Source organism: Vibrio sp. nBUS_14, assembly GCF_051201655.1.
Taxonomy (GTDB): domain Bacteria; phylum Pseudomonadota; class Gammaproteobacteria; order Enterobacterales; family Vibrionaceae; genus Vibrio.
Window position 1 is genome coordinate 1,841,483 of the sequence record NZ_CP179206.1, and the last position, 24,292, is coordinate 1,865,774.

General features: G+C 43.7%; 17 protein-coding genes and 2 pseudogenes. 14 read left to right on the plus strand and 5 right to left on the minus strand.

The window, feature by feature from the left end; translation table 11 throughout:
• The first annotated feature begins 119 nt into the window (after positions 1–119).
• The 12 genes and pseudogenes from ACMAZD_RS08620 (at position 120) to ACMAZD_RS08675 (ending at position 18,393) form a co-directional block, all read left to right on the plus strand.
• Positions 120–1,127 carry a DHH family phosphoesterase gene (locus ACMAZD_RS08620; protein WP_435249296.1) on the plus strand — a complete coding sequence of 336 codons (1,008 nt, stop codon included), beginning with the start codon at positions 120–122 and terminating at the stop codon, positions 1,125–1,127.
• A gap of 479 nt (positions 1,128–1,606) precedes the next feature.
• A complete protein-coding gene (locus ACMAZD_RS08625) occupies positions 1,607–3,796 on the plus strand; it encodes an immunoglobulin-like domain-containing protein (protein ID WP_435249297.1) in 2,190 nt (729 codons plus the stop codon).
• A gap of 934 nt (positions 3,797–4,730) precedes the next feature.
• Positions 4,731–7,901, plus strand: a complete 3,171-nt coding sequence (locus ACMAZD_RS08630; RefSeq protein ID WP_435249298.1) for an HD domain-containing phosphohydrolase — start codon at positions 4,731–4,733, stop codon at positions 7,899–7,901.
• A 496-nt stretch (positions 7,902–8,397) separates the two neighbouring features.
• Positions 8,398–8,703: a hypothetical protein gene (locus ACMAZD_RS08635; protein WP_435249299.1), complete on the plus strand. Its 306-nt coding sequence runs from the start codon at positions 8,398–8,400 to the stop codon at positions 8,701–8,703.
• Positions 8,704–8,986: 283 nt separating this feature from the next.
• Positions 8,987–9,706, plus strand: a complete 720-nt coding sequence (locus ACMAZD_RS08640; RefSeq protein WP_435249348.1) for a GntR family transcriptional regulator — start codon at positions 8,987–8,989, stop codon at positions 9,704–9,706.
• 96 nt (positions 9,707–9,802) lie between these two features.
• A complete protein-coding gene (prpB, locus tag ACMAZD_RS08645; RefSeq protein ID WP_435249300.1) occupies positions 9,803–10,699 on the plus strand; it encodes a methylisocitrate lyase in 897 nt (298 codons plus the stop codon).
• A 147-nt stretch (positions 10,700–10,846) separates the two neighbouring features.
• Positions 10,847–12,061: a bifunctional 2-methylcitrate synthase/citrate synthase gene (gene prpC / locus ACMAZD_RS08650; protein WP_435249301.1), complete on the plus strand. Its 1,215-nt coding sequence runs from the start codon at positions 10,847–10,849 to the stop codon at positions 12,059–12,061.
• Between the two features lie 101 nt (positions 12,062–12,162).
• A complete protein-coding gene (gene acnD / locus ACMAZD_RS08655) occupies positions 12,163–14,799 on the plus strand; it encodes a Fe/S-dependent 2-methylisocitrate dehydratase AcnD (protein WP_435249302.1) in 2,637 nt (878 codons plus the stop codon).
• A 9-nt stretch (positions 14,800–14,808) separates the two neighbouring features.
• Complete coding sequence (gene prpF / locus ACMAZD_RS08660) at positions 14,809–15,981, plus strand: 2-methylaconitate cis-trans isomerase PrpF (RefSeq protein WP_435249303.1); 1,173 nt, start codon at positions 14,809–14,811, stop codon at positions 15,979–15,981.
• A 26-nt stretch (positions 15,982–16,007) separates the two neighbouring features.
• Positions 16,008–16,217: pseudogene (locus ACMAZD_RS08665) on the plus strand (AMP-binding enzyme); the annotation flags it as partial.
• Between the two features lie 199 nt (positions 16,218–16,416).
• Entirely contained in the window at positions 16,417–16,896 is a 480-nt protein-coding gene (locus tag ACMAZD_RS08670) for a GNAT family N-acetyltransferase (protein ID WP_017106725.1), read from the plus strand.
• Between the two features lie 84 nt (positions 16,897–16,980).
• A complete protein-coding gene (locus ACMAZD_RS08675) occupies positions 16,981–18,393 on the plus strand; it encodes a bifunctional NUDIX hydrolase/phosphatase PAP2 family protein (RefSeq protein ID WP_435249304.1) in 1,413 nt (470 codons plus the stop codon).
• Between the two features lie 104 nt (positions 18,394–18,497).
• On the opposite strand, the gene ACMAZD_RS08680 is transcribed toward ACMAZD_RS08675, so the two are convergent.
• Positions 18,498–19,307 carry a Cof-type HAD-IIB family hydrolase gene (locus ACMAZD_RS08680; protein WP_435249305.1) on the minus strand — a complete coding sequence of 270 codons (810 nt, stop codon included), beginning with the start codon at positions 19,305–19,307 and terminating at the stop codon, positions 18,498–18,500.
• A gap of 185 nt (positions 19,308–19,492) precedes the next feature.
• On the opposite strand from ACMAZD_RS08680, the gene queE reads away from it, so the two are divergent.
• Positions 19,493–20,161: a 7-carboxy-7-deazaguanine synthase QueE gene (queE, locus tag ACMAZD_RS08685; RefSeq protein ID WP_435246935.1), complete on the plus strand. Its 669-nt coding sequence runs from the start codon at positions 19,493–19,495 to the stop codon at positions 20,159–20,161.
• 60 nt (positions 20,162–20,221) lie between these two features.
• Positions 20,222–20,917: a 7-cyano-7-deazaguanine synthase QueC gene (queC, locus tag ACMAZD_RS08690; RefSeq protein WP_435246936.1), complete on the plus strand. Its 696-nt coding sequence runs from the start codon at positions 20,222–20,224 to the stop codon at positions 20,915–20,917.
• On the opposite strand, the pseudogene ACMAZD_RS08695 reads toward queC, so the two are convergent.
• The 4 genes and pseudogenes from ACMAZD_RS08695 to ACMAZD_RS08710 all read right to left on the minus strand — a co-directional run.
• Positions 20,877–21,191: pseudogene (locus ACMAZD_RS08695) on the minus strand (diguanylate cyclase domain-containing protein); the annotation flags it as partial. The gene queC and the pseudogene ACMAZD_RS08695 overlap by 41 nt on opposite strands.
• Before the next feature lie 340 nt (positions 21,192–21,531).
• Positions 21,532–21,882 (minus strand): DUF2750 domain-containing protein, encoded by a 351-nt coding sequence (locus tag ACMAZD_RS08700; protein ID WP_435246937.1) that lies wholly within the window; start codon positions 21,880–21,882, stop codon positions 21,532–21,534.
• 136 nt (positions 21,883–22,018) lie between these two features.
• Positions 22,019–22,633, minus strand: a complete 615-nt coding sequence (locus ACMAZD_RS08705; RefSeq protein ID WP_435246938.1) for an OmpA family protein — start codon at positions 22,631–22,633, stop codon at positions 22,019–22,021.
• Positions 22,633–23,898, minus strand: a complete 1,266-nt coding sequence (locus ACMAZD_RS08710) for a TolC family outer membrane protein (protein ID WP_435249349.1) — start codon at positions 23,896–23,898, stop codon at positions 22,633–22,635. The genes ACMAZD_RS08705 and ACMAZD_RS08710 overlap by 1 nt, the downstream gene beginning before the upstream one ends.
• Between the last annotated feature and the right edge of the window lie 394 nt (positions 23,899–24,292).

A 24,292-nucleotide genomic window follows, 5' to 3' on the forward strand; every position in this document is an offset into this window, starting at 1 on the left:
AGTATCTGTGAAATAAAGCTAAAATTTTAAGAGTCTATAAAGCATAGTAACGTATTAACGATCGAGTCTACTTTAACTTACTTGCATGGGCGACGGAATCTCACAGTATAAGGAACAACATGCACTACGACGTATTCAATGGAGATGCAGATGGCATCATCGCTTTACTGCAACTGCGCTTAAACGAGCCGAAAGAAAGTGTACTGATCACTGGTGTAAAGCGTGATATCAAGTTGGTCTCTCAAGTGGTTTCTAAACTCGCTGAGCAGGGTGAACAAGGAGAGGTTTCGTCTATTACGGTCCTAGATGTGTCGATGGAGAAGAATCTACCAGCAATACACTCGCTACTCGATGCTAATATTGATGTGTTCTATTGCGATCACCATCGTACGGGAGACATACCACAGTCCAAGTTTCTTAAGACCTTGGTTAATACGGCGCCTGAATGTTGCACCAGTTTGTTGATCAATCAAAAGTTAAAAGGTGAATATGTTGCGTGGGCAATCGCTGCGGCATTTGGCGACAACTTAAAAACGGTAGCCACACAGCTAGCAGTCGAAAGTGGCTTTGACCGATCTCAAACTGAGTTTTTGGAAGAGTTGGGGACTTTAGTCAATTACAACAGCTACGGTTTGGCACTGAATGATTTACACTTCACGCCAATCAAGCTTTACCAAGCTCTCTATCAATATCCGAATCCGTTTTCTCTCCTAGATGACAAAGACTCAGTTTTTTATCGTCTTCGTACTGCTTATCAAAATGACAACCAACACTTATCAAACCTAATACCCATATATGAGAGTGAAGTCGCGCGTGTGTTTGAATTACCAAGTGAGACTTGGGCAAGGCGCATTAGTGGTGTCTTTAGCAATGAAATCGTTAATCAAGACCCGGACCGTGCGCAAGCGGTGTTAACTAGAAATCAAGATGACGAATCTTATACTGTGAGTTTGAGAGCACCATTATCAAATAGAACGGGTGCAGACGAAATTTGTTCTCGTTTTGAAACGGGTGGTGGAAGAAAAGCAGCAGCTGGCATCAATCAACTCAATGAAGACAAAAAGATGAATTTTATTGCGTTAATTGAGGGTTATTATTCACCTTTAGGCAAGAGTATCGATAGTTAACTCTCGATCTGAGAACTAAAAATACAATCATTGTCACCTACATCTTTGGTTGTTCGTGTGCACATCTAGCATACGTACAGCTAATAGACCCAATCAATTTTCGTGATGTCACTCGCAATGCTAAACCTCCCTTGTGCCATTAAATATAAGGGTTTCTAGACCTTTTGCTCTTATTTTTAGCCGAGCGCGTCTACTTAACTATTTTTACACATTCATCTTAATTACCTATGTGAATTAAGGTTCTAGACCTATTTGCCCTGTCAATAACTTAGCTGGATAAATCAATATTTTAGCATTTCAATTTGAATGAAAAGTCAAAATCATATTGATTCTTATATTCAATCCGTGACTTAAAATCACAAGTTAAATCAAAGGTCATCTTTTCTTATAAATTCCATTACTTGTCTATAAATATTCATGGCTAAAATGAATTGATTCGGTTGTGATGGGCACAGCTGTTGAGTAAGGAAATGGAATTGATGTTGAAACGTAAAGCTCTGCAATTAGCGGTATCTGTCGGAATGGCCGCAATATCTGGTGCTGTTTATGCGAATGGTTCAGAAATGACAAATCCAGATTCTGGTGTCGTAGTCGGTTATTGGCACAACTGGTGTGATGGTGGTGGTTACCAAGGTGGTAATGCGCCTTGCGTGACATTGGATGAAGTGAACCCAATGTACAACATCGTGAATGTGTCATTTATGAAAGTGTACGATTTGGCGGATGGTCGAATCCCAACTTTTAAGCTGGACCCAACCATTGGGCTGTCAGAACAACAATTTATTGACCAAATCTCAGAACTTAACAAGCAAGGTCGTTCTGTCCTGTTAGCGCTAGGTGGTGCAGATGCACACGTAGAATTAGAAACAGGTGATGAAAGAGCCTTTGCTGATGAGATTATTCGTCTGACTGAACGTTACGGTTTTGATGGTCTGGATATCGATCTGGAGCAAGCGGCAGTAACAGCAGCCAACAACCAAACTGTTATTCCTGATGCGTTAAAACTGGTGAAAGACCATTACCGTACTGAAGGGAAAAACTTCTTAATCACGATGGCGCCTGAGTTTCCTTACCTGACTTCCGGTGGTAAATATGTACCCTACATCGATAACTTAGAAGGTTACTACGACTGGATTAACCCTCAGTTCTACAACCAAGGTGGCGATGGTATCTGGGTTGATGGTGTCGGTTGGATTGCGCAAAACAATGATGAATTGAAAGAAGAGTTCATCTACTACATCTCTGATTCTCTAATCAACGGTACGCGTGGTTTCCACAAGATTCCACACGACAAGCTCGTGTTTGGTATTCCTTCAAGTATTGATGCCGCTGCGACGGGCTTTGTTCAAAACCCTCAAGATCTATACGACGCTTTCGAGACCTTAACGACTCAAGGCCAACCTCTGCGAGGTGTGATGACATGGTCTGTCAACTGGGACATGGGTACTAATAAGAACGGCCAGCAATACAACGAACAGTTTATTAAAGACTACGGCCCATTTGTTCATGGTCAAGTGACACCACCACCGGTTGAAGGCGAGCCAGTACTGAAAGGTGTTGAAAATACGCGAGTGCTTCACGGGACTTCATTTGACCCGATGGAAGGGGTAACAGCGACAGACAAAGAAGACGGTGATTTAACGTCTTCAATCGATGTTGATGGATATGTTGAAACAGCGGTTATTGGTACTTATGTTCTGACTTACCGAGTGAAAGACAGTGACGATAACGAAACCACCAAAGCAAGAACGGTAGAGGTTTACAGCCAAAAACCAGTATTTGAAGGCGTATCTGATACAACAGTAATACTTGGTACTACATTCGACCCAATGGCTTGTGTGACGGCGAATGATGCAGAAGATGGTGACCTAACGAGCGCTATTACACACACTGGCAGTGTCGATGTGAATGAAATGGGCAACTACACGCTTGTGTATAGTGTGACAGACAGCGCGCATCAAACCGTCACTGCTGAACGTAAAGTGTCTGTGACTGATGGTTCTAATTGTGCAGCAGCATGGGATGCCGACACCGTTTATGTTGAAGGTGACCAAGTTTCACACGACGGCTCAACATGGGAAGCTGGCTGGTACACTCGTGGCGAAGAGCCGGGAACCACAGGTGAATGGGGTGTTTGGAGAAAGGTTTCAGACTCTTCCTGTGGTGGTAACCCTGATCCAGGTGTAGATCCTGAACTTCAAGTTTCAGGACTTCAGTCTGAATACGCACTTGACAACGGTAATGTCCGCTTGGATCTGACGCTGACGTCAAACGAAGCAATGGATGTGACCGCAGTGGTGCTTAATAGTGCGGGAACTGTGGTTGAACAGACTAAAGTAAACCTTGTCGATAGCCAAACAATCACCATCGTTTTGAATGACGCTACCGAAGGGCAATATGCACTTGAAGTGGTCGGTACAGCGTCGGATGGCGAAATGGTGATGGTTGATAATACGTTCGCAATTAAAGAAGGCGGCGGCACAACACCACCTCCAGGTGATTACCCTCCGTATGAAGCCGGAACGAATTACGAAGCGGGCGATATTGTAGTCGGCAGCGATGATGGCTTATACGAGTGTAAGCCTTGGCCATACACGGCTTGGTGTGCAAGCGCATCTTACGCTCCTGCAGAAAGCCAATACTGGCAAGATGCTTGGACAAAGCTGTAATCCAACTGGATTTAGCGATAGACACTAGAGACACAAAATAAACGATATAAGAGAGGCTACGTGCCTCTCTTTTTTGTTTGTCCAGCGAAGCTGGCAAACCCGTCAAGCTGAAAGAAGCTTGAATCACCCCGACTGAGGGGAAGATAATCCGAATCGCAAGGGCGTTGCTGGCCAACGGCAGGGTTTGAAGGAAGCGATAGGAAGTTAACAGTACACAACGAAAGTGAACCTGATTCGGCAATCCAGGTGGATAAGCGTGCAAAATAGCGTGAAGTCCGATACTCAGTCAGACCTGGCTTGTGCTTGAGGGTGGCATTGTTAACAGGGAGCCAGTGCAGTAACTGGGGAAGCCTGACACCACATCCGAGCAAACATCGGAAGCATAAACTCAAGGCGAGAGCCAAGAGCTATGTTGGTGCGAGGTGGCAGATGAATCCGTAGTAGTGAGTAAAGCTCAGCCTGTGAAGCCCAGTAATGGCGTGGAGGATAAAACTGAGCCGACTATCAGCAACACGTCTGATGGGACACCATTTTGCCAAAAGTAATCTGGTGTTGCGAAGGGATGAAGTACACTAACAAAGCATATTCGAACTTAGTGGAAATGCATGAATTCAAAAGGGCTAACCATCATTCAGAGGACCCCGCTATCGCTATTTGCGAATGAAGAGTAAATAACATAATAAACATGACAACAAAGGCGTGATGTTTGCATTATATGAAAATAGATACCATTAATTAAAATAAGGTTAATGGTTTTAATTAATATTGTTAAATGTCACTTAAACTGGAGGATAGTGCGACATAGTGAACAGTATAAAGACAGCTTTGCTTATACGTAGATTTATGGGTTGATAGGGGACAGATGACGCATCAATAATAGGGATAATGCTAGCTTATTACATTTCTGAGCTAATTATTGTTCAAGGATAGAATAATGACGAACACAAAAATCTCGTTACGGTTTACTGTTGGTGGAATGTTTTTACTTGCAACGGTGCTGACGGCGATCGTTGCGGTTTCACTTCAATATTACTTCAGCAAAAAAATGGCGACGGAACATACCTTGTCTAAACTCACCATGGTAGCTCAGGATTTAAGCGAATACATAGGTAGCGTTGATTTAGATGCGATAAACACAGCACATTTACTTTCTTCAGTGAATCGCTCAATGAGCGACCAGCTCTCAAGGGAAGAGTCGCGTGATATTCTCTCTGAAGCCATAAAAGGCAACCCGCTGTTCTACAGTATTTATATTGGTTCATCCAACGACAACTTTTTCCAGATCATTAATTTGGAATCCTTTCCTCAGGTTAGAGCAAAAATAGGCGCACAAGATAGCGATAGTTGGGTGGTCATTGACATTAGCAATGGCGAAAAAGGTCGTATTCGTCAAACTAGATACTATGATCTTGATTTTAATCTCAGGGACTCCAAAGCTGAGAAAAGTAATTACTTTCCAACCACAAGACCTTGGTATGTCTCTGCCAATACCGAGACTGTCGAGAAAACCCAGCCATATCTCTTTCAACACCTCCAAATTACAGGCCAAACATATTCACTAGCGTTTGAATCCAAAGCAACGAGCGACACTCAACATGTGATAGGGATTGATATTGTTTTGTCTTCGTTAGCGAGTAAGCTATCTGTGAGTGCGTTGGGTTTAGATAAAGCTAGTCAAGCTGAATCCTTTCTATATTCTAAAGTGGGCAATATTATTGCGTCTAATCGCAATTATCAGTCAAGCAACACACTCCCTCAAGCCAATCAAATTAACTGGTCTTCACAGCAACAAAGCAGAATAGACAATACATCGCCTTTACTGTTTTCAAATCAAAGTGACCGGGGACCGATGGATTTTTCAGTATCAGGAAAACCACACGGTTATGCGATTGATCTATTGAAAATGATCAGTGAGGTGAGTGGAGTGCAGTTCGAATTTGTAAATGGCCTCTCGTGGGCGGAGTTAACAGGAAAATTCCAAAAGGGAAGTATTGATGGCTTACACTCGGTTCAAAATTACGAAAGTAATGGCATTATCGGTTTATACACTGACCCGATCTATGAACTACCGTTTGCTGTAGTAACGAAACGTGATGCTCCAGCAGTAATTAACTACCGAGAGCTTGATGGAGAGAGCGTAGCTATTGTATCTGGATGGTCAATGACACCGAAGTTAAAAACTGATTTCCCAAATATTAAGCTTTTGGAGTTTAAGAATATTGAGGCAGGGCTAGACGCTGTCGACAACGAAGAGGTTTTTGCGGTAATTGATGTTAAGCCTGTACTGTCATTTTCATTGGATAAGTTCTTCCATCAGAACTTGAACGTAAGTGAAGCGCTGCTTGATCTAAAAACGGACTATCCTAATCAATTCCATATTGTTTTGCAGAATAAACACCAACAGCTGTTACCTATCATCAACCAAGCCATCAAGTCGCTTACTGATGAGCAGAAAACGGCGTTAGCTCAAAAGTGGTTTGATCATCAGGCTATGGATGCGGGTACGACGACTCCTTATACGGAACTCTATGAAAAAACCGCAACAGCGACCGTCGAGGGGGAGATGGTTGAGCTAAACGTCAATGGTGAACTTAAACACCTATATTTGAAGAAGATCGATACGGGTGAGCACTACTCAGAATACTTTGCTGTGGTTATCCCTGAGGCTGAAGTATACAGCGCAGTTAACAAGCGAGTAGCGACCTCTGTTGGTGTGACAGGTTTATTAATGAGCCTCACCTTGCCTGTAGCGTGGGTCTTTGGCGCGCCGATAGTGCGGCCAATACGTAAGCTCAAAGTTGAAACTAACAAAGTAAAGCAGCGTGACTATGACAATGTGTCCGTGCTTGATACTCCTATCAAGGAAGTATGGGAACTATCTGTTGCGGTTAAAGACATGGCCGCCGAAATAAAACAGCACGAACAAACGCATGAAGCCTTTGTAGAGTCTTTTATTAAGCTGATTGCACAAGCCATCGATGACAAGTCTGCCTATACCGCAGGGCATTGTAACCGTGTACCTGAGTTGGGATTAATGTTGGCAGAAGCGGCTGAAAGATCACAATCTGAGCACTTTAAAGACTTTCAGTTTGAGAGTGACGACGAACGTCGCGAATTTAGAATAGCTGCTTGGTTGCATGATTGCGGAAAGATCACCACGCCAGAACATATCGTCGATAAAGGCTCTAAGCTAGAAGCGAACTATAACCGTATTCACGAGGTGAGAACACGATTTGAGGTGCTTTGGCGTGATGCAGAAATTACGGCTTTGCGTAAGCAGCTTGAAGGTGAATTACCAACGGATCAGATAGCCGAAGAGTTAGCTATAACGAAGAAAAAGCTACAAGACGATTTTGCGTTTATCGCGACATCTAATGTGGGTGGTGAATTTATGAGTGATGATAAGGTTGCCCGTATTCATTCTATCGCTGAGACGACTTGGACGCGTAATTTTGATGACCAATTGGGTTTATCGCCAATAGAGGCGATGAATAGGGTACCTAACTCTAGCTTACCCGCTAAAGAGCAACTTTTAAGTGATAGACCAGAGCACATAGTGAAACGAGACCGACCATTAGAGTTTGATCCTAAGCATCAAATAAAAATGGATGTTCCTGAGCACTTATACAATCTGGGAGAAATTTATAACTTAAGTATCTCACGTGGCACTTTAACTGTGGAAGATCGATTCAAAATCAATGAGCATATGATAGGTACCATCAAAATGCTTGAAAGCCTGCCATTCCCGAAAGAACTTAGCCGAGTGCCGCGCTATGCGTCGACTCACCATGAAACGCTTAAAGGTACTGGTTACCCTAGAAAGCTAACTGCAGAGGACCTTTCAATCCCCGAGCGAATTCTTGTGATATCGGATATTTTTGAGGCGCTGACCGCTTCAGATAGACCTTATAAGAAAGCGAAACCAATCAGTGCTGCTATCGATATCATGCACAAAATGGCTTTAGATGAACATATCGATATAGAACTGTTTAGGCTGTTCTTAACCAGCGAGACCCACATTCGATACGCTGAAATATATTTGAACCCAGAGCAAATAGACAGTGTCGACGTATCGAAATATCTCCAGAAAAGTGCAGCGGCTTAATACTCCTAGGTTAAAAGATGCTTCGCTATTCGATGCACGTTAGGTGAATAAGCCGTTCATCGTTAATGTGGCAGGACTCAAAAGCGCACTAATTTGGTGCGCTTTTTCTATGCAATATCGGCATACATCAATAAGTCCGCAGAAAAACGAGATAAAAAAAACCATTCTTTGAAGTAACGATTTATCGCTTGGTAACCCATATTAATAAGGACTTTGCTTGGTAATTTTATCAATAAAACTTAAAAAAACTTCTAAATTTCAGTTAACTCTCAAAATGAAACCATTAAAAATATCCTTGAAAAATTTTAATAGATATCATTTCAGCTTTCTTTTAAGCCTGATTTTTATACTATTTTCTGTAGTTAGACATTATACACACCAGAATCGTCACAATTTAAGCTTTATCTACAATTATAAACAGTATGTCGAAAGAAAGAATGAGCTCAAACTCAAGACGCTGAGATCAACCAATTTTACCAATGAGCATTTCTCTATTATGTCCTATTCGTTTTCGAACAACGGGGATGGGATATTATTTACTTCTGAAGCAGAAGTAGTCGACAGGCACAAAAATGTTTTCGAATATTGCCTATACGATTCTGAGGTTGAAGACTTCACTGAACATAAAACCGACCCTCATTTTGAAGACCTATTCTTCACGGCCTCTGAGCTCGTAATGAAAACACGGACGCATGATGTGAGTCGGAGTGCCGTGAACTACTTTAGTGAACACATTGTACTCATTAAGGGGGGAATATTTGAGTTCCCAACATTGGTGACGCGTTCTCGCAGTTCACAATAAGTCCCAATAACCTGATTAAAGCGAGTAAAACGGTAAGTGTCTATACGTACTGTTTAGCCCCATATACTCTCACTTGATTCGGGGCGCTGGTAATACACCATCAGGTTCTGCTAACGATAATTCACCAATCTAAGCTCATCTTGCACTGCCTTTTTTTAATCATACCTTAGTCTAAATTGTCGACAATTTACTTGATTGTCGACAATTTTATCGTGTATTTTATGTTCATGCCATTAAGTTGTTGACAATTGAGGCTCAACAATCAGAAGTGAGTAGCGTGAATATGAATACTGCGATAAAAGATCTCACCTTAAGTGCAAATACGAAAACTCGTGTTGGCGACAAAGAAAACACCAAGTCGGAAAGCCTGACTGAATACCTAGTCGAGGCGATTGTTAGCGGTGAATTAGCTCCGGGCAGTAAGATCTCGGAACCTGAACTGGCTAAACGCTTTGAAGTAAGCCGAGGTCCATTACGTGAAGCGATAATGCGTGTTGAAGGGCTAGGGCTTATTGAGCGAATTCCTCATGTCGGCGCTCGAGTTATTACTTTTTCGGCAGACAAACTGCTAGAGCTTTACGCCGTGCGAGAGGCATTAGAAGGCATGGCTGCTCGATTAGCGGCGAGACACATCACACAAGAAGAGTTGATCGGGCTTGAAGGCTTATTGTCGACACATTCTAAACATATCGATGAAGTCGAAGGCTCTTCTTATTTTCATCAACATGGGGATTTTGATTTCCATTACCGCATTATCAAAGCGAGTCGTAACAGCAAACTCATTTCGCTGTTGTGTGATGAGCTTTATCACCTATTACGCATGTACCGCTACCAATCGCCTAGAGCACAGTCTCGACCAAAAGAGGCGCTTGATGAACATAAATACATTTTACAAGCTATTCGCAACCGTGATGAAGAGCTAGCAGAAATGCTAATGCGAAGACACATCTCGGGTAGCCGATCGCTTATAGAGCAACAAATTCAATCCAAAGATCTTGATTAACTGGCGACTGGTATTTGCTAGCGGTTCTTCGCTGGCGAGAGCTAAACATCATTAGTCATAAAGATTAGAAATAAACAATTAACAGGGAGCGTCATTATGAAGTTATCAGCAGGAGCAAAGTTCCGACAAGCTGTGAAAGACAACGATCCATTGCAGATCGTCGGCACTGTGAATCCGTATTGCGCGATGATGGCAAAGAACTTGGGTCATCAGGCGATTTATTTGTCTGGTGGAGGCATCGCCAATGCGTCTTATGGCTTGCCTGATTTAGGTATTACGACATTGAACGATGTATTGGTCGATGTTGAACGTATTACCAATGCGTGTGATTTGCCCTTGCTGGTGGATATCGACACGGGCTTCGGTGGCGCGTTCAATATTGCGCGTACGATTCGCGCGATGGAGAAGGCGGGCGTGGCTGCTATTCATATGGAAGACCAAGTCGCTCAGAAACGCTGTGGTCATCGACCAAATAAAGCAATTGTTAGTCAGCAAGAGATGGTCGATAGAGTCAAAGCGGCAACCGATGCTAGAACCGATGACAGCTTTGTGATTATGGCGCGTACCGATGCATTGGCGATTGAAGGAATTGACAGTGCGATTGAACGAGCTATTGCGTGTGTTGAAGCGGGTGCTGACATGATTTTCCCTGAGGCGATGAATCAACTCGATCAATACGTGAAGTTCTCGGCGGCGTTGAAATCAGCAACGGGTAAACACGTGCCTATCTTGGCCAACATCACTGAGTTCGGCCAAACACCACTCTACAACTGTCACGAGTTAGCCCAATCCAGTGTCGGCATGGTGCTTTACCCATTGAGTGCGTTCCGTGCGATGAATAAAGCGGCGGAGAATGTTTACAAACACTTGTTAGTTGAAGGCAATCAAGAAGCCCTATTGGATTCAATGCAAACCCGTAAAGAGCTTTACGAGCACCTTAATTACCACGACTACGAGAACAAGCTTGACCAGTTGTTTTCAAGCGAAGGGTAAAACCAGTTTCAAATATTCAAAAATCAACTTAATCCAATAACGTGAAATGGTTAGTCGCCATATCCAATACCGAAGATAAAGATCATCGGACACATAAATAGGCAGCACCAAAGAGTGCAGGCGGCTAACACAGAAAAGGAGTTCACCATGTCTGTATCTTTGAGTGATAAAGCAGCTGTCGAAAAGGCTTCAACAGAAAACCAAACACAAAGCGCAAAAACAGCAAGTGCACCAGTAAGCACACCTGCAATCGGTGGTGCCGGTCTACGTGGCCAGAGTGCGGGAACCACGGCGCTATGTACGGTAGGAAAATCAGGAACCGGCTTAACCTACCGTGGTTATGATATTACTGACCTTGCTAATCATGCTCAGTTCGAAGAAGTGGCGCATCTGCTACTAAGAGGCCATTTACCCAGTGAAAAAGAGCTAGATGATTACAAAACACTGTTGGTTGGTTTGCGCGGCTTACCTCAACCTTTGAAAGCAGCACTAGAGCTTATCCCTGCAGACGCTCATCCAATGGATGTGATGAGAACGGGTTGTTCAATGTTGGGTAATTTAGAGCAAGAGTCTGACTTCTCTGAGCAACTGTCCGCGACCGAACGAATGCTTGCGCTTTTCCCTGCGATTATTTGTTATTGGTACCGCTTTAGCCACGATGGCGTCCGCATTGATACTGAAGATCAAAGTGAAGCATGTCTGGGTGGCTACTTCCTGAAGATGCTAACGGATAAAGCACCGAGTGAACTTCACAAGAAGGTAATGCACTGCTCGCTGACCCTTTACGCGGAACATGAGTTTAATGCTTCAACCTTTGCGGCTCGTGTGTGTGCATCAACGTTGTCGGATATTCATTCGTGTGTCACAGCAGCGATTGGCACGTTGCGAGGCCCGTTACATGGCGGTGCAAACGAAGCTGCGATGGAAATGATCCAAGATTGGAAAACCGCTGATGAAGCAGAAGCGAACATCATGACGATGCTTGCTAATAAGGACAAAATCATGGGCTTCGGTCATGCCATTTATCGTGAGAGCGACCCACGAAATGCTTTAATTAAATGTTGGTCGAAAGAGCTTTGCAAAGAAGTTGGTGACGAACAGCTTTATGCTGTGTCTGAGCGTGTTGAAGCTGTTATGAAGCGAGAGAAAGGCCTGTTCTGTAATGCTGACTTCTTCCATGCATCTGCTTATCACTTCATGGACATCCCAACCAAACTGTTTACGCCAATCTTTGTGATGAGCCGCCTCACAGGTTGGACGGCACACGTGTTCGAACAAAGAGAAAACAATCGCATCATTCGTCCAAGTGCAGACTACACCGGGCCAGAGCACCAAGACTGGCTGCCTATCCATTTACGTTAGTCCTCTATATCGAGCCGACTTAAATCTCGAGGTGACTGTTATCTTCATGTGATAAGGCCTCGGGAACCAACGAATAGAATTTAACAGATAATGGTGGATGTATGTCTGATGTAAAACTTGAAAGAAACCAAGAGCTTGATGAAAACAAGTATCGAAAGGTTTTACCGGGAACGGGTTTAGAATATTTCGATGCTTGCGAAGCGGTAGAAGCACTATCTCCAGGTAGCTATAAAACCTTGCCTTATACGTCGAGAGTATTGGCAGAGCAATTAGTAAGACGCTGTGATCCTGAAACCCTTGAAGACAGCTTAAAACAGATCATTGAACGCAAGAGCGACTTAGATTTTCCTTGGTATCCTGCGCGAGTGGTGTGTCATGACATTCTTGGTCAAACAGCTTTGGTTGATTTGGCTGGATTAAGAGACGCGATTGCCGACCAAGGCGGAGACCCTGCCAAGGTGAACCCCGTTGTCGAAACTCAATTGATTGTTGATCACTCTTTGGCAGTGGAACATGCCGGGTTTGATAACGAAGCGTTTGATAAAAACCGTGCGATTGAAGAACGCAGAAACGAAGGCCGTTTTCATTTTATTGAATGGTGTAAAACCGCGTTTAAAAACGTGAGTGTGATTCCTGCGAGTAATGGAATTATGCACCAGATTAACTTAGAGAAAATGTCTCCGGTTATTCAATCTAAAGAAGGCATCGCGTTCCCAGATACCTGTGTTGGTACCGATAGTCATACTCCCCACGTTGATGCGCTGGGTGTTATTGCCATTGGTGTCGGTGGCTTGGAAGCCGAGACGGTGATGCTAGGTCGTCCTTCTATGATGCGCTTGCCTGATATTGTCGGCGTTAAGCTAACGGGTCAAAGACAGGAAGGGATAACCGCAACGGATATTGTGCTTGCGATTACAGAGTTTCTTCGCAATCAGAGAGTGGTTTCCAGTTATCTCGAGTTCTTCGGTGAAGGGGCTCGTGCACTGACCATTGGTGACCGCGCAACAATATCTAACATGACACCAGAATATGGTGCGACAGCGGGCATGTTCTATATCGATGAACAAACCATTCAATACCTCAAGCTTACAGGGCGAGAGCCTGAACAGGTTAAATTGGTAGAGCGTTACGCTAAACAAACAGGGCTTTGGGCTGACGATTTAGATTCCGCCCAATACGAACGTGTGCTTGAGTTTGATGTGTCTAAAGTTGAACGCAACCTTGCGGGGCCTTCGAATCCTCATCGCCGTTTGCCGACTAGCGAACTTGCCAAGCAAGGTATCAGTCAAGCATCTTGGAAAGATCAACACGCTCAACAATATTCCGATGACCAGATGCCAGATGGTGCCGTGATCATTGCAGCGATTACCTCTTGTACCAATACCAGTAACCCAAGAAACGTGGTCGCCGCTGCTTTGGTCGCTAAGAAAGCCAATCAGCTTGGATTAGTTCGAAAGCCGTGGGTGAAAACGTCATTTGCGCCAGGTTCTAAAGTTGCCAAGCTCTATCTTGAGTCGGCAGGTTTGCTTCCTGAACTTGAACAATTAGGCTTCGGTATCGTCGGCTATGCGTGTACGACATGTAACGGGATGAGTGGGGCGTTAGATCCTAAAATCCAACAAGAGATCATCGACCGCGACTTGTATTCAACCGCCGTGTTATCGGGGAATCGAAACTTCGATGGTCGAATCCATCCATACGCAAAGCAAGCCTTTTTAGCGTCACCGCCATTGGTGGTTGCTTATGCCTTAGCGGGTACGATTCGCTTTGATATCGAGAAAGATAGCTTAGGTACGGACAACAATGGAAAGCCAATCTACTTAAGTGATTTATGGCCGAGTGATGCCGAGATTGATGCCGTTGTCGGTGAGCATGTTAAGCCTCAGCAATTCCAACAAATCTACGTAAAAATGTTCCAGCCAGACGAGGAGCAGGTGACTACTAAGCCGCTCTATGATTGGCGACCTCAGAGCACTTATATACGCAGACCTCCATATTGGGAAGGGGCACTGGCTGGTGAGCGAAGCCTATCTGATATGAGACCTTTGGCGATTCTGGGTGACAACATCACTACGGATCATCTATCGCCTTCAAACGCGATTCTTGCTTCGAGTGCGGCAGGTGAGTACTTGGCGAAAATGGAAGTGCCGGAAGAGGACTTTAACTCTTATGCGACTCATCGAGGAGATCACTTAACCGCACAACGAGCAACCTTTGCTAACCCGAAGCTGTTTAATGAAATGGTGAAGGACGCCGGAGAAATCGTGCAAGGTTCATTGGCACGAGTTGAGCCTGAAGGTCAAGTTACGCGAATGTGGGAAGCGATAGAGACCTATATGAATCGCAAGCAACCCTTGATTGTGGTTGCGGGTGCCGATTATGGACAAGGTTCATCACGTGACTGGGCAGCCAAAGGGGTGCGCTTAGCGGGTGTTGAAGTGATTGTTGCCGAAGGCTTTGAACGAATCCACAGAACCAACTTAGTTGGTATGGGCGTGTTGCCTTTACAGTTTAAAGTGGGGACGAATCGGAATAGCTTACAACTCGACGGCACCGAACTTTACGACGTGTACGGCGACATTGAAGCAGGTTCTGATTTGGTTCTAGTGATCACTCGTAAAAACGGTGAAAAGCTTGATGTGCCAGTAATCTGCCGACTAGATACCGCAGACGAAGTGAACGTGTATAGCGCTGGTGGCGTGTTGCAACGTTTCGCCAAAGACTTTCTCGCCCAGTAGGAGCTTGTGATGAAAACTAAACAGATTAAAGTGCCTGCGACCTATATGAGGGGAGGAACGAGTAAAGGTGTCTTCTTTAGCTTGAATGACTTACCTGATTCAGCGCAAGTTGCTGGAGAAGCGAGAGATGCATTACTTCTGCGAGTCATTGGCAGTCCAGACCCGTATGGCAAACAAACCGATGGAATGGGTGGCGCAACATCCAGTACCAGCAAAACCGTGATTGTTTCGAAGAGCAGTGAAGCTGATCACGATGTTGATTATCTCTTCGGGCAAGTGGCGATAGACAAGCCGTTTGTCGATTGGAGTGGTAACTGCGGAAATCTCTCTGCAGCGGTTGGTCCATTTGCTATTTATAGTGGTCTAGTCGACTCGAATCGCATTCCAGAAAACGGTGTGGTCGAGGTGCGAGTATGGCAAGTGAACATAGAGAAAACCATCATTGTTCACGTGCCTATCGTTAATGGTGAAGTTCAAGAATTTGGTGGTTTTGAACTCGATGGCGTCACTTTCCCTGCTGCTGAAATCCAAGTTGATTTCCTAGACCCAGCAGACGCGAGTGGTTCTATGTTTCCAACAGGGAATGTTGTCGATTTCCTAGACGTTCCTGAATTGGGTAGTATCAAAGCGACGTACATTAACGCTGGAATACCGACCATCTTTGTGGATGCGGAATCGGTGGGCTATCAAGGTACTGAGCTTCAATCGGATATCAACAGTGATTCAAAAGCCTTGGCATTGTTTGAGTCCATCCGAGCACATGGCGCAGTTGCAATGGGGTTAATTGACTCCTTAGAAGAAGCGGAATCACGCCAACACACACCGAAAGTTGCGTTTGTTGCTAAGCCTCAAGCGTATCAAGCTTCAAGTGGTAAATCGGTTTCAGCTGACGATACCGACCTTCTGGTACGAGCCTTGTCTATGGGGCAACTGCATCACGCCATGATGGGCACAGCTGCGGTCGCCATTGCTTCAGCGGCGAGTATTCCGGGTACGTTAGTTAACTTAGCAGCCGGTGAGGGTTCCCGTGGTTTTGTGACCTTTGGGCATCCATCAGGAACCTTGAAGGTGGGGGCTAAAGCTCTGCAAACGGAAAACGGTTGGAAAATAGAAAGGGCGATAATGAGTCGTAGTGCCCGAGTGATCATGGAAGGTGCCATCCGTGTGCCTTTTCATAAGTAAAATTCTGGCGTGTGTGCGAAGAGTACAAAGTCGATGACACTGAGCTGCAAGCTGAGCTAGTGGGTAAGGTTCGTAACGAGATTGGAGCGGTTGCATGCTTTAAGTAAGCCTTGGTGGTTGGGAGACTGCCTAAGACGCGCTCGGGTAAGATCTTGCGCAGAACCATCCGACAAATCGCAGAAGGCGAGCAATATGTGGTGCCTTCAACGATTGATGATCCAACAAGCTTAACGTAAATTGCCAAAAAGCTCGGAAAGTAAAGGCTAGGTTGAATCTGAGTTTTAGCTTGGTGCTTTAGATTGAGCTTGGCCTAGATTTTTGCATCTTAAACCCGCAGTTCAAACAACGAATTAATTCAATAACTTGTATAGATACTCACTGCAAGTAAACTAGACTCAGTTTAATTATCAATTGGGTTTGAGAAGCGTACTTGTAATGAATGTCACCTTAAGGGCTGCAAAGCACACCGATCTAGAACAACTGAATGAGTTGATGTTTGATCTTCACCATCATCATCATATTGCGTGTCCTGAACATTTTAAAACGGCGGAAGAGATAGAACAGGAAAAGAGTATTGCACGATACTTAGATGATCCTGAATGCTTGGTGTATGTAGCATTAAAAGGTGAGCTGATTGTTGGCTTCATCTCGGGGCATTTTTGTGAGCTTATCTCTACCGTGAGTAAACCGGTTCAGATGGGCAGTGTCGATGAGCTTTTTGTGTTGCCAGAATACCGGAAAGCGGATGTGGCTCAAATGTTGTTTAATCGCGTTGAATCTACTTTTGAAGACTATGGTGTCACACAGGTTTTTGTAGAGGTTTGGGACTTTAATTCACCTGCCAAGGACTTCTATCAAAAAATGGGGTTCACACCTCACATTCAATGGATGAGAAAGGCTTTGAACAAAACATAGACAGCGATTTTGTGTGGGTTTGATTACAATAGGGTCGATGCACTAGCAGTCTTCTCTTTCTTCTCTTATTTTTAGGTAAATTCGTTGGTTATTCGATATCTATTAGCTTTTATTTTGTCTCTTTTGAGTGCTATTTCCGCTTGGGCTAACAACACCTTGCCTGATCATATCGCGGGCGCTTTGTGTGTAGTACGTGCTGATAACCAAATCGTGTTGGTTGATGAATTGATCACAGGTTATTTATCTTTGCCGGGTGGTACCGTTGTTTCTGGTGAACCGCCAGCGGTTGCAGCACAACGTGAAACTTGGGAAGAGGCCGGTTTATCCGTTACGGTCGGTGATGTATTGGGTTATACCGACAGTGCCGTTGTGTATGATTGTATTTCTGATTCTGAAGTGATCAGCTACCAAGCTCAAAATGAGTTGGGTGGCTTTGAGCTACCAATTTGGTTCGCTCCTCATTATGGAGTGGAAGTGAGCCGCGCGATGCTATTGTCGCCAACTGAATTGGAAGAAAACCAATATCGCTACCCTGAACAATGGTCTGAGATTAACGCATTCTTTCTATCCGCGACAAATCAGCCGGTGACTTACGTGACTGAGCTGGTGGGCGCAGCGCCTAAAGTACATCAAGTTGAATCGAATGGGATTGTTTCACTTCAAAACACGTTCGATAACTTGCCAAATGTTTTTGCTAATACGGTACTTTTGACTGACTTATTCGCGAAGCCGTGGATCTTTATCGTGATCTTGCCGCTAGTCGCTTGGCATTTTGGCCGTAATTTCGCATTGAAATTTGGTTTCACGCTGATATCAGTGACTCTGCTGACTTTAATTGCTCATCAAGGCTTTGGGTTTCCGCGCCCACATGCCTACCTTCCAACATTGAAATTGGTGATGAGCAGTGGGTATAGCTTTCCAAGTCTATTAGCCGCTTTATGGGTTAGTTTAACCCTGTTAGTACTTTGGAAGTTAAAGCGTTTGTTTGATCAAAAATCGCTCGCGATGGTGGTCGTTGGTTTGCTTTGGATCATGCTGTTTAAGTCATACTCTGGCAGTGCTTTCTTTAGTGATGTATTGATGGGCGGCGTTATGGGGGCATTAGCGACGTGGCATATCGTGAGATTAGACGCGAAACCTAATGTTGATATTAGTGTATTGCTAAGCTCTAAAGCTGTTTGGTGGGGCTTATGCTTGATATCGGTTGTGTTGACGGTTATCTGGCCATTACCGACATTCACTTTTTGGTTGGCAATTTTGATGACGATTGCATGTTTAGTGACGTTAACAGATTCAAAACCGCTAACGGGTCAGTTCTCGTTTAATATTGTGATTGGCGTGATTGTGATGTTGCTAGCGGGGAACCTGCTGATTAGCTGGGCAGGAAGTTTCGTCTCATTCAGTGGCATTGCTTCATTTATCGTTGATACCTTACGTTTCCCAATATTGATTCTGTTTGGTGTGATGGCATTTCGTCTGCCTTGGGCTAGACAATAATAAGTGGAACGACTCATGTAAAAAGAAGGCTGTGCAATGCACAGCCTTCTTTATATCAATGTATTTCAGGATGAGACAGATAAAGTAAAGACTCTATCTGGTGCTTACGAGTTGAAGATGAACTTTTCAATCGCGACAGCTACACCGTGCTCGTCATTGCTCGCCGTAATGTAATCAGCGAGCTTCTTGGTTTCTTCCATTGCGTTTTCCATAGCAATACCCATGCCCGCGTATTCGAGCATATGGTGATCGTTTTCAGCATCGCCCATGCAGATCACTTCTTCTGCAGTAATCCCCAAATGTTTAGCTATCGCCTCAATACCCACACCCTTGTTTGAATTTGGGTTTAAGAACTCTAAGAAGAATGGTGCACTTTGCACAATAGTAAATTGAGTTTTAAGCTCTTGTGGCAACTTGCTGATGATTTCGGTGAGCTTGCTTGGCTCAGCGACAATCATAGTTTTGATGATTTCGTGGTCGTCTTCGAGTTGAGAAAAATCGAACTCGGTAATCTCTAAGCCATTAATACGCGCTTCAATAGCGGTATAATCATTGTTTTCAGGGGTGATTAAGCCATGAATCTTGCTGAATGCATGAACATTACCACCAAGTTGTTCAGCTAGTGCTGCGATCTCTTTCGCGGCTTTACCATTGCTGATTTCACTATGAATGAGTTCTTTGGTAAAGACATTTTGAACCATAGAGCCGTTGTAGAAGAGCACAAAGTCATCTTCGCCGTTGATTGAAAGCTCGTCTATCTTACTTTGCATACCTTCTAAAGGGCGACCAGAAGCCAGAACCACTTTCACACCTGCAGCTCGCGCTTTAGCAATCGCGTCTTTATTCTCTTGAGAAATCACTTTGTGACTGTTGAGCAGCGTGCCATCCATATCAAGAGCAATCAGTTTGTACATGTTGTTCCTTACTAAAAAATTAAAAGCTAACGAAGTCTTATAGGCGAAAGGATAAGGGAACTTGAAAGTTCAGGCTAGGGCTTTGATCAACTCATTTATCAGTACTCATTTGTTTGACCAAAAGGAGCAAGTGCTTTAAGGTCTGCGGTTGATTAATTTCATCAAATGATTGAGCTGAGGGTAAGTTGTACAAGATTAATGAAATGTTTGAAACCATCCAAGGCGAGGGCGTGTTTACGGGCGTTCCTGCTGTGTTTGTTCGTCTACAGATTTGCCCAGTAGGCTGTTCTTGGTGTGACACCAAACAGACATGGGAAGCATTACCTGAAGATGAAACTAGCCTTGGCGATATTATGGTTAAGACAGAGGATTCACCGACTTGGTCTACAATTGATGCTCAAGGCATCGTGAATGAATACATCAAGCAAGGTTACACAGCTAAGCACATTGTGATTACCGGTGGTGAGCCGTGCATTTATGATCTTGTCCCTCTTACTGAAGCATTTGAGCAACACGGTTGTCGCTGTCAGATTGAGACCAGCGGAACATCAGAAGTCAAAGCAACAATTGATACTTGGGTTACAGTGTCACCAAAAGTGGCGATGAAAGCCAAGTTGGATATCCTTGATAGCGCACTCGTTCGTGCGAATGAAATCAAACACCCTGTTGGTACAGGTAAAGATATCGAGCAACTAGATGCTCTTATTGCTAGAGCCGATGTTCCTGAAAATACAGTCATTGCACTTCAGCCTATTAGCCAAAAAGATCGCGCGACGCAGCTTTGTATTGATACCTGCATTGAGCGCAATTGGCGTTTATCAATCCAAACTCACAAGTATTTGAGCATCGCGTAGGTTGCATTTGTTTACTGGCCTAGATAAGTCGCTAGTAGAAGATTTTCGTAAGGATTTAAGATGAAAAAAGCAGTTGTAGTATTTAGTGGTGGTCAAGACTCAACAACGTGTCTTGTTCAAGCATTAAAAGAGTATGATGAAGTTCATGCGATCACGTTTGATTATGGCCAGCGCCACAAATTAGAGATTGAAGTGGCTGAGTCATTGTCAAAAGAGCTTGGTGTGAAAGCGCATAAAGTGATGGATGTGACGCTGTTGAATGAACTGGCGATCAGCTCTCTAACTCGTGATGACATCCCTGTATCATATGAGCTACAAGAGAATGGATTGCCCAACTCGTTCGTTCCTGGTCGTAATATTCTTTTCTTAACACTGGCCGGTATTTACGCGTACCAAATCGGTGCTGAAACGGTGGTTACTGGTGTGTGTGAAACCGATTTCTCTGGCTATCCTGATTGTCGCAATGATTTTGTAAAAGCGATGAATTCTGCGCTTGTACAGGGCATGGACAAGAAGCTTGATATCAAAACTCCATTGATGTGGCTGAACAAAGCTGAAACATGGGCGATGGCCGACCAATATTCAGCACTTGAGCTTGTTCGCAATAAAACCTTGACTTGCTACAACGGCATCATTGGCAGCGGTTGTGGTGATTGTCCTGCATGTGAATTAAGAAAAGTTGGCCTTAACGATTACCTAGGTGATCGCGAAGGCATTATGGCTGAGTTGGTTCGCAAACAGGCTGAGAATACATAATATCAGTTAAGTCTATTGGGTCGTTATAAGCATCGATGATGCAGTTTCGGCCATTACTCTTCGCTTGATAAAGTGCTTGGTCAAGAACTGAGTACAAGTCATCAAAGTCACTTAATGCGTTTGAGGTTGCTAGGCAAGCAAAACTCGCGGTTACATTAAGTGGCTTTTTGCTTTTGTATAAGATGATAGTGCTTGATATTGCGTCGTGCAATTCTTCTACACGCTCTCGTACTTCAGAAGGTTTAGTGTCGGTCAGCATGTTTAATGCGCGCTCAGGGGAGTGATTTAAAGTGGAGAGGTAAAGCGCGCTCCAATCGGTATTTGGAGTCGCATTGACGTCTAAATTGGAGGCATAGGTTGATGAATTGTGGTTACGATCTAACGTCGATATTTGGCTGTAAGAATTAAAACTAATGAAAAGCAGAAAGGTAATAAAAACGGAGTGAATCTCAAGAGACTATCAATCAGATTAAGAACGATATTCCATGATTAATTTGATCTTGGTTCAAATTTTGGTCGGTATAAGTAGGAGGTTGTGCGAGAGAGATCTCTAATTTATTGCTATTTATCAAAGGCATATCGGCCATACGCATTCGTACGACCGATATTAGAAATTAGATGTATAATTTCGCTAGGTCAGAAGGCTCAAGTTCTTTGCCTTCTAATGTTGCATTCCAGTTAGTACCAACCAGAACGCCGTCTTCAGCAAGAGTCAGTAACCAATCTTCTACAAAAATATCTAGTGGAATTTCTAATACTTCAAAGTCAGCCCACTCTTCAACGTTGTGAGTCTGAGCATCTTCTTTTGAAGACCAAAAAGGCATCACTTCGCTGCTTTCGAATTCACTTGAGTCACATGCTAGCCAACCTTCTTCATTACGAAGGCCCCATACCAGTTTAGTTTCTTGTGTTTCAGAAACGAAAAGTTCTAGATTTACTTGAGTATCAGCTGTTAGTTTGCTCATGGATTAATTCTCTATGTTGATAACGAGGCAAGATTAACATTATAGACGGCTTAGGTACATGCTATTCGAGGAATTATCACCATACTGAAACGTTAACTTAAGATAGTGATTCAGTATGGTGAAAGTAGTGTAGAAGCTACTTTTTGATTTTGGCGAAGATGTGCCATTCTTCTTTAATGTTACCTTTAAATCCTGCAACAGAAGCGACAACTTTCCTTTGTAATGCGTGCTTGATTTGGGTGTCATCACTACTAAAATCAGAATCACCGTGACCGACGATGTTCACTCTAGACGGTTGTATGCCATTGCTGATGAGCGCGAGTTTTACGTGTGATGCACGATCTTTTGACAGCTTCAAATTGTGTTCGGCATTACCTACTTTACTAGCATAGCCTTGCAATTCAATCGTTGTGCCCTCGTAACGCTTCAAAAATGCCGCCATCTGGCGTATCTGACTATGAAAGGCAGGATTAATTTCCGTAGAGTTATTGGCGAAGAGTATGTGAAGTTCTTTTTTCTCTGATGACTCGAAATATGAACCACAACCGTCGTTATCTATTTCTGCACCAACCTGAGTATCGGCACACAGATCTCGAGCGTTGATTACTCCGTCATTATCATCTAGAAGATCGTAACTTTGGGTTACAGACGGGAGAACGCGGTATTCGAATTCGTCTTCGTTGTTTTCAGCTAAAGTATTGGTAGATGCAACCATGAAGCAAAGAGATAATATTGTGTTTGTAAGCTTCATTAATATTCCACCTTGTCATTCCATTCTTGAGGGATATCGACTCGTAAACCGACGAGTAAATTACCCGTTGCGTTCATCACGCGATATTTTGCGTATTGCTCATCATACTTTGCGTCTAAATACCCTTTGCGAGCTTCAAACAGTTCATTCTCGGTGTTAAGTAAATCGAGTAGAGTACGTTTGCCTATGCGGTATTGTTTCTCATACGAGATTACCGTGTCTGATGCCGAGTCTACGTGGTCAGATAAGAACTCTTTTTGCTGAACGGTTAAATCCAATGCGCTCCATGAAAGACGCAAGCTCTCTTCTACATTGCGGAAGGTGCTTTCGCGGAGGTCTTTGGCTTTGTTAAGTTGGTAAGCAGCACTTTCAGCACGGTCTTGGTCAGCACCGCCGTTGTATAGGTTGTACCTTAAACGAACCATAGCGGAAAACTCATCGCTGCTGCCTTCTGTACCGCCGGCATCATCACGCCAGGTTTGAGCGGCTTCAAAAGTAACAGTCGGGTAGTTGGTACTCTTAGATTGCTTGTACTGAAATTTCGCCGAATCTACATCGGCTTGTGCAATCTTAATCACAGGGTGTTGGTTAAAAGCTTTAGCTAATGCTCCGTCTACTGTGTGCGGAATAGCGCCAACATCGGCACGAGGAAAGGTCAATCCTAGCGGAGACTGACCGGCAATCCGCTTAAATTGTGTATGCGTATCAAAAAGGTTGTTTTGAGCAGCAAGTAAATTACCGTGCGCTTTTGCTATACGAGCTTCTACCTGTGACATGTCCGCCGTCGAACCAATACCTGACTCAACACGTTTACGAATGTCGCTGTATATCTCTTTATGCGTGGCTAGGTTGTTTTCTGAAAGTGATAGCAATTCATAGGCTTTTACGGCGTCAAGATACACCTTGGTCACCTCTAATGCGATATCTTGAGCATTTGTTAGCAATTGATAGCGAACTGATTCAGCGTCTGCGGCAGTGCGGTCAATATCATTCGTTGTGTTGGCACCATCCCAGATAAGCTGAGTAAGCGTAATAGTGGCTTCTTTTCGTGTCAGGTCAGTTGTGCTTGAGTTAGTTGCTAGGTCGGTATGCTCATATCCGATCCCGCCATCTAAGTCTATACTTGGACGATAAGCACCACCAGAAGCGTCATTAAGATATCGCTTACTGACATATTCGTTATAAGCACTTTTGATTTCAGGGTTACTTTCTAAAGTAAACGCAACGGCTTGCTCTAAGGTTTGGGCTTTAGCCGGTAAACTCAGTGCTATAGTTAACCCTAATGTTGTCTTTTGAAGCCTATTCAATGTGCATCTCCCTAAAGTTAGCTCGCATCTAAATCTTGAATTCGTGACGTTATATACGAAATTTAGATGAACCGCCAAAAAAACCACGATCGCTAAGCTGGCGTTCGCAAATAGTTGTCAAAATTTTAAACGATCATCGTGCTCTTTATGGTGTTTTTAGACACGTCAACCTTACGTTTTAAAATCTATTATTTTCCGTAAACACAATAACTTATATTGATAGAGTGAGCACTAAGATTGTTATGTGATGTGATCACCGTCATTAACTTGTCACTCAAGTTGTTAAATAATAGATTTATAACTAGGATCTATATGAAGATAGGTGTTATATATGAAATAATATTATAAATAT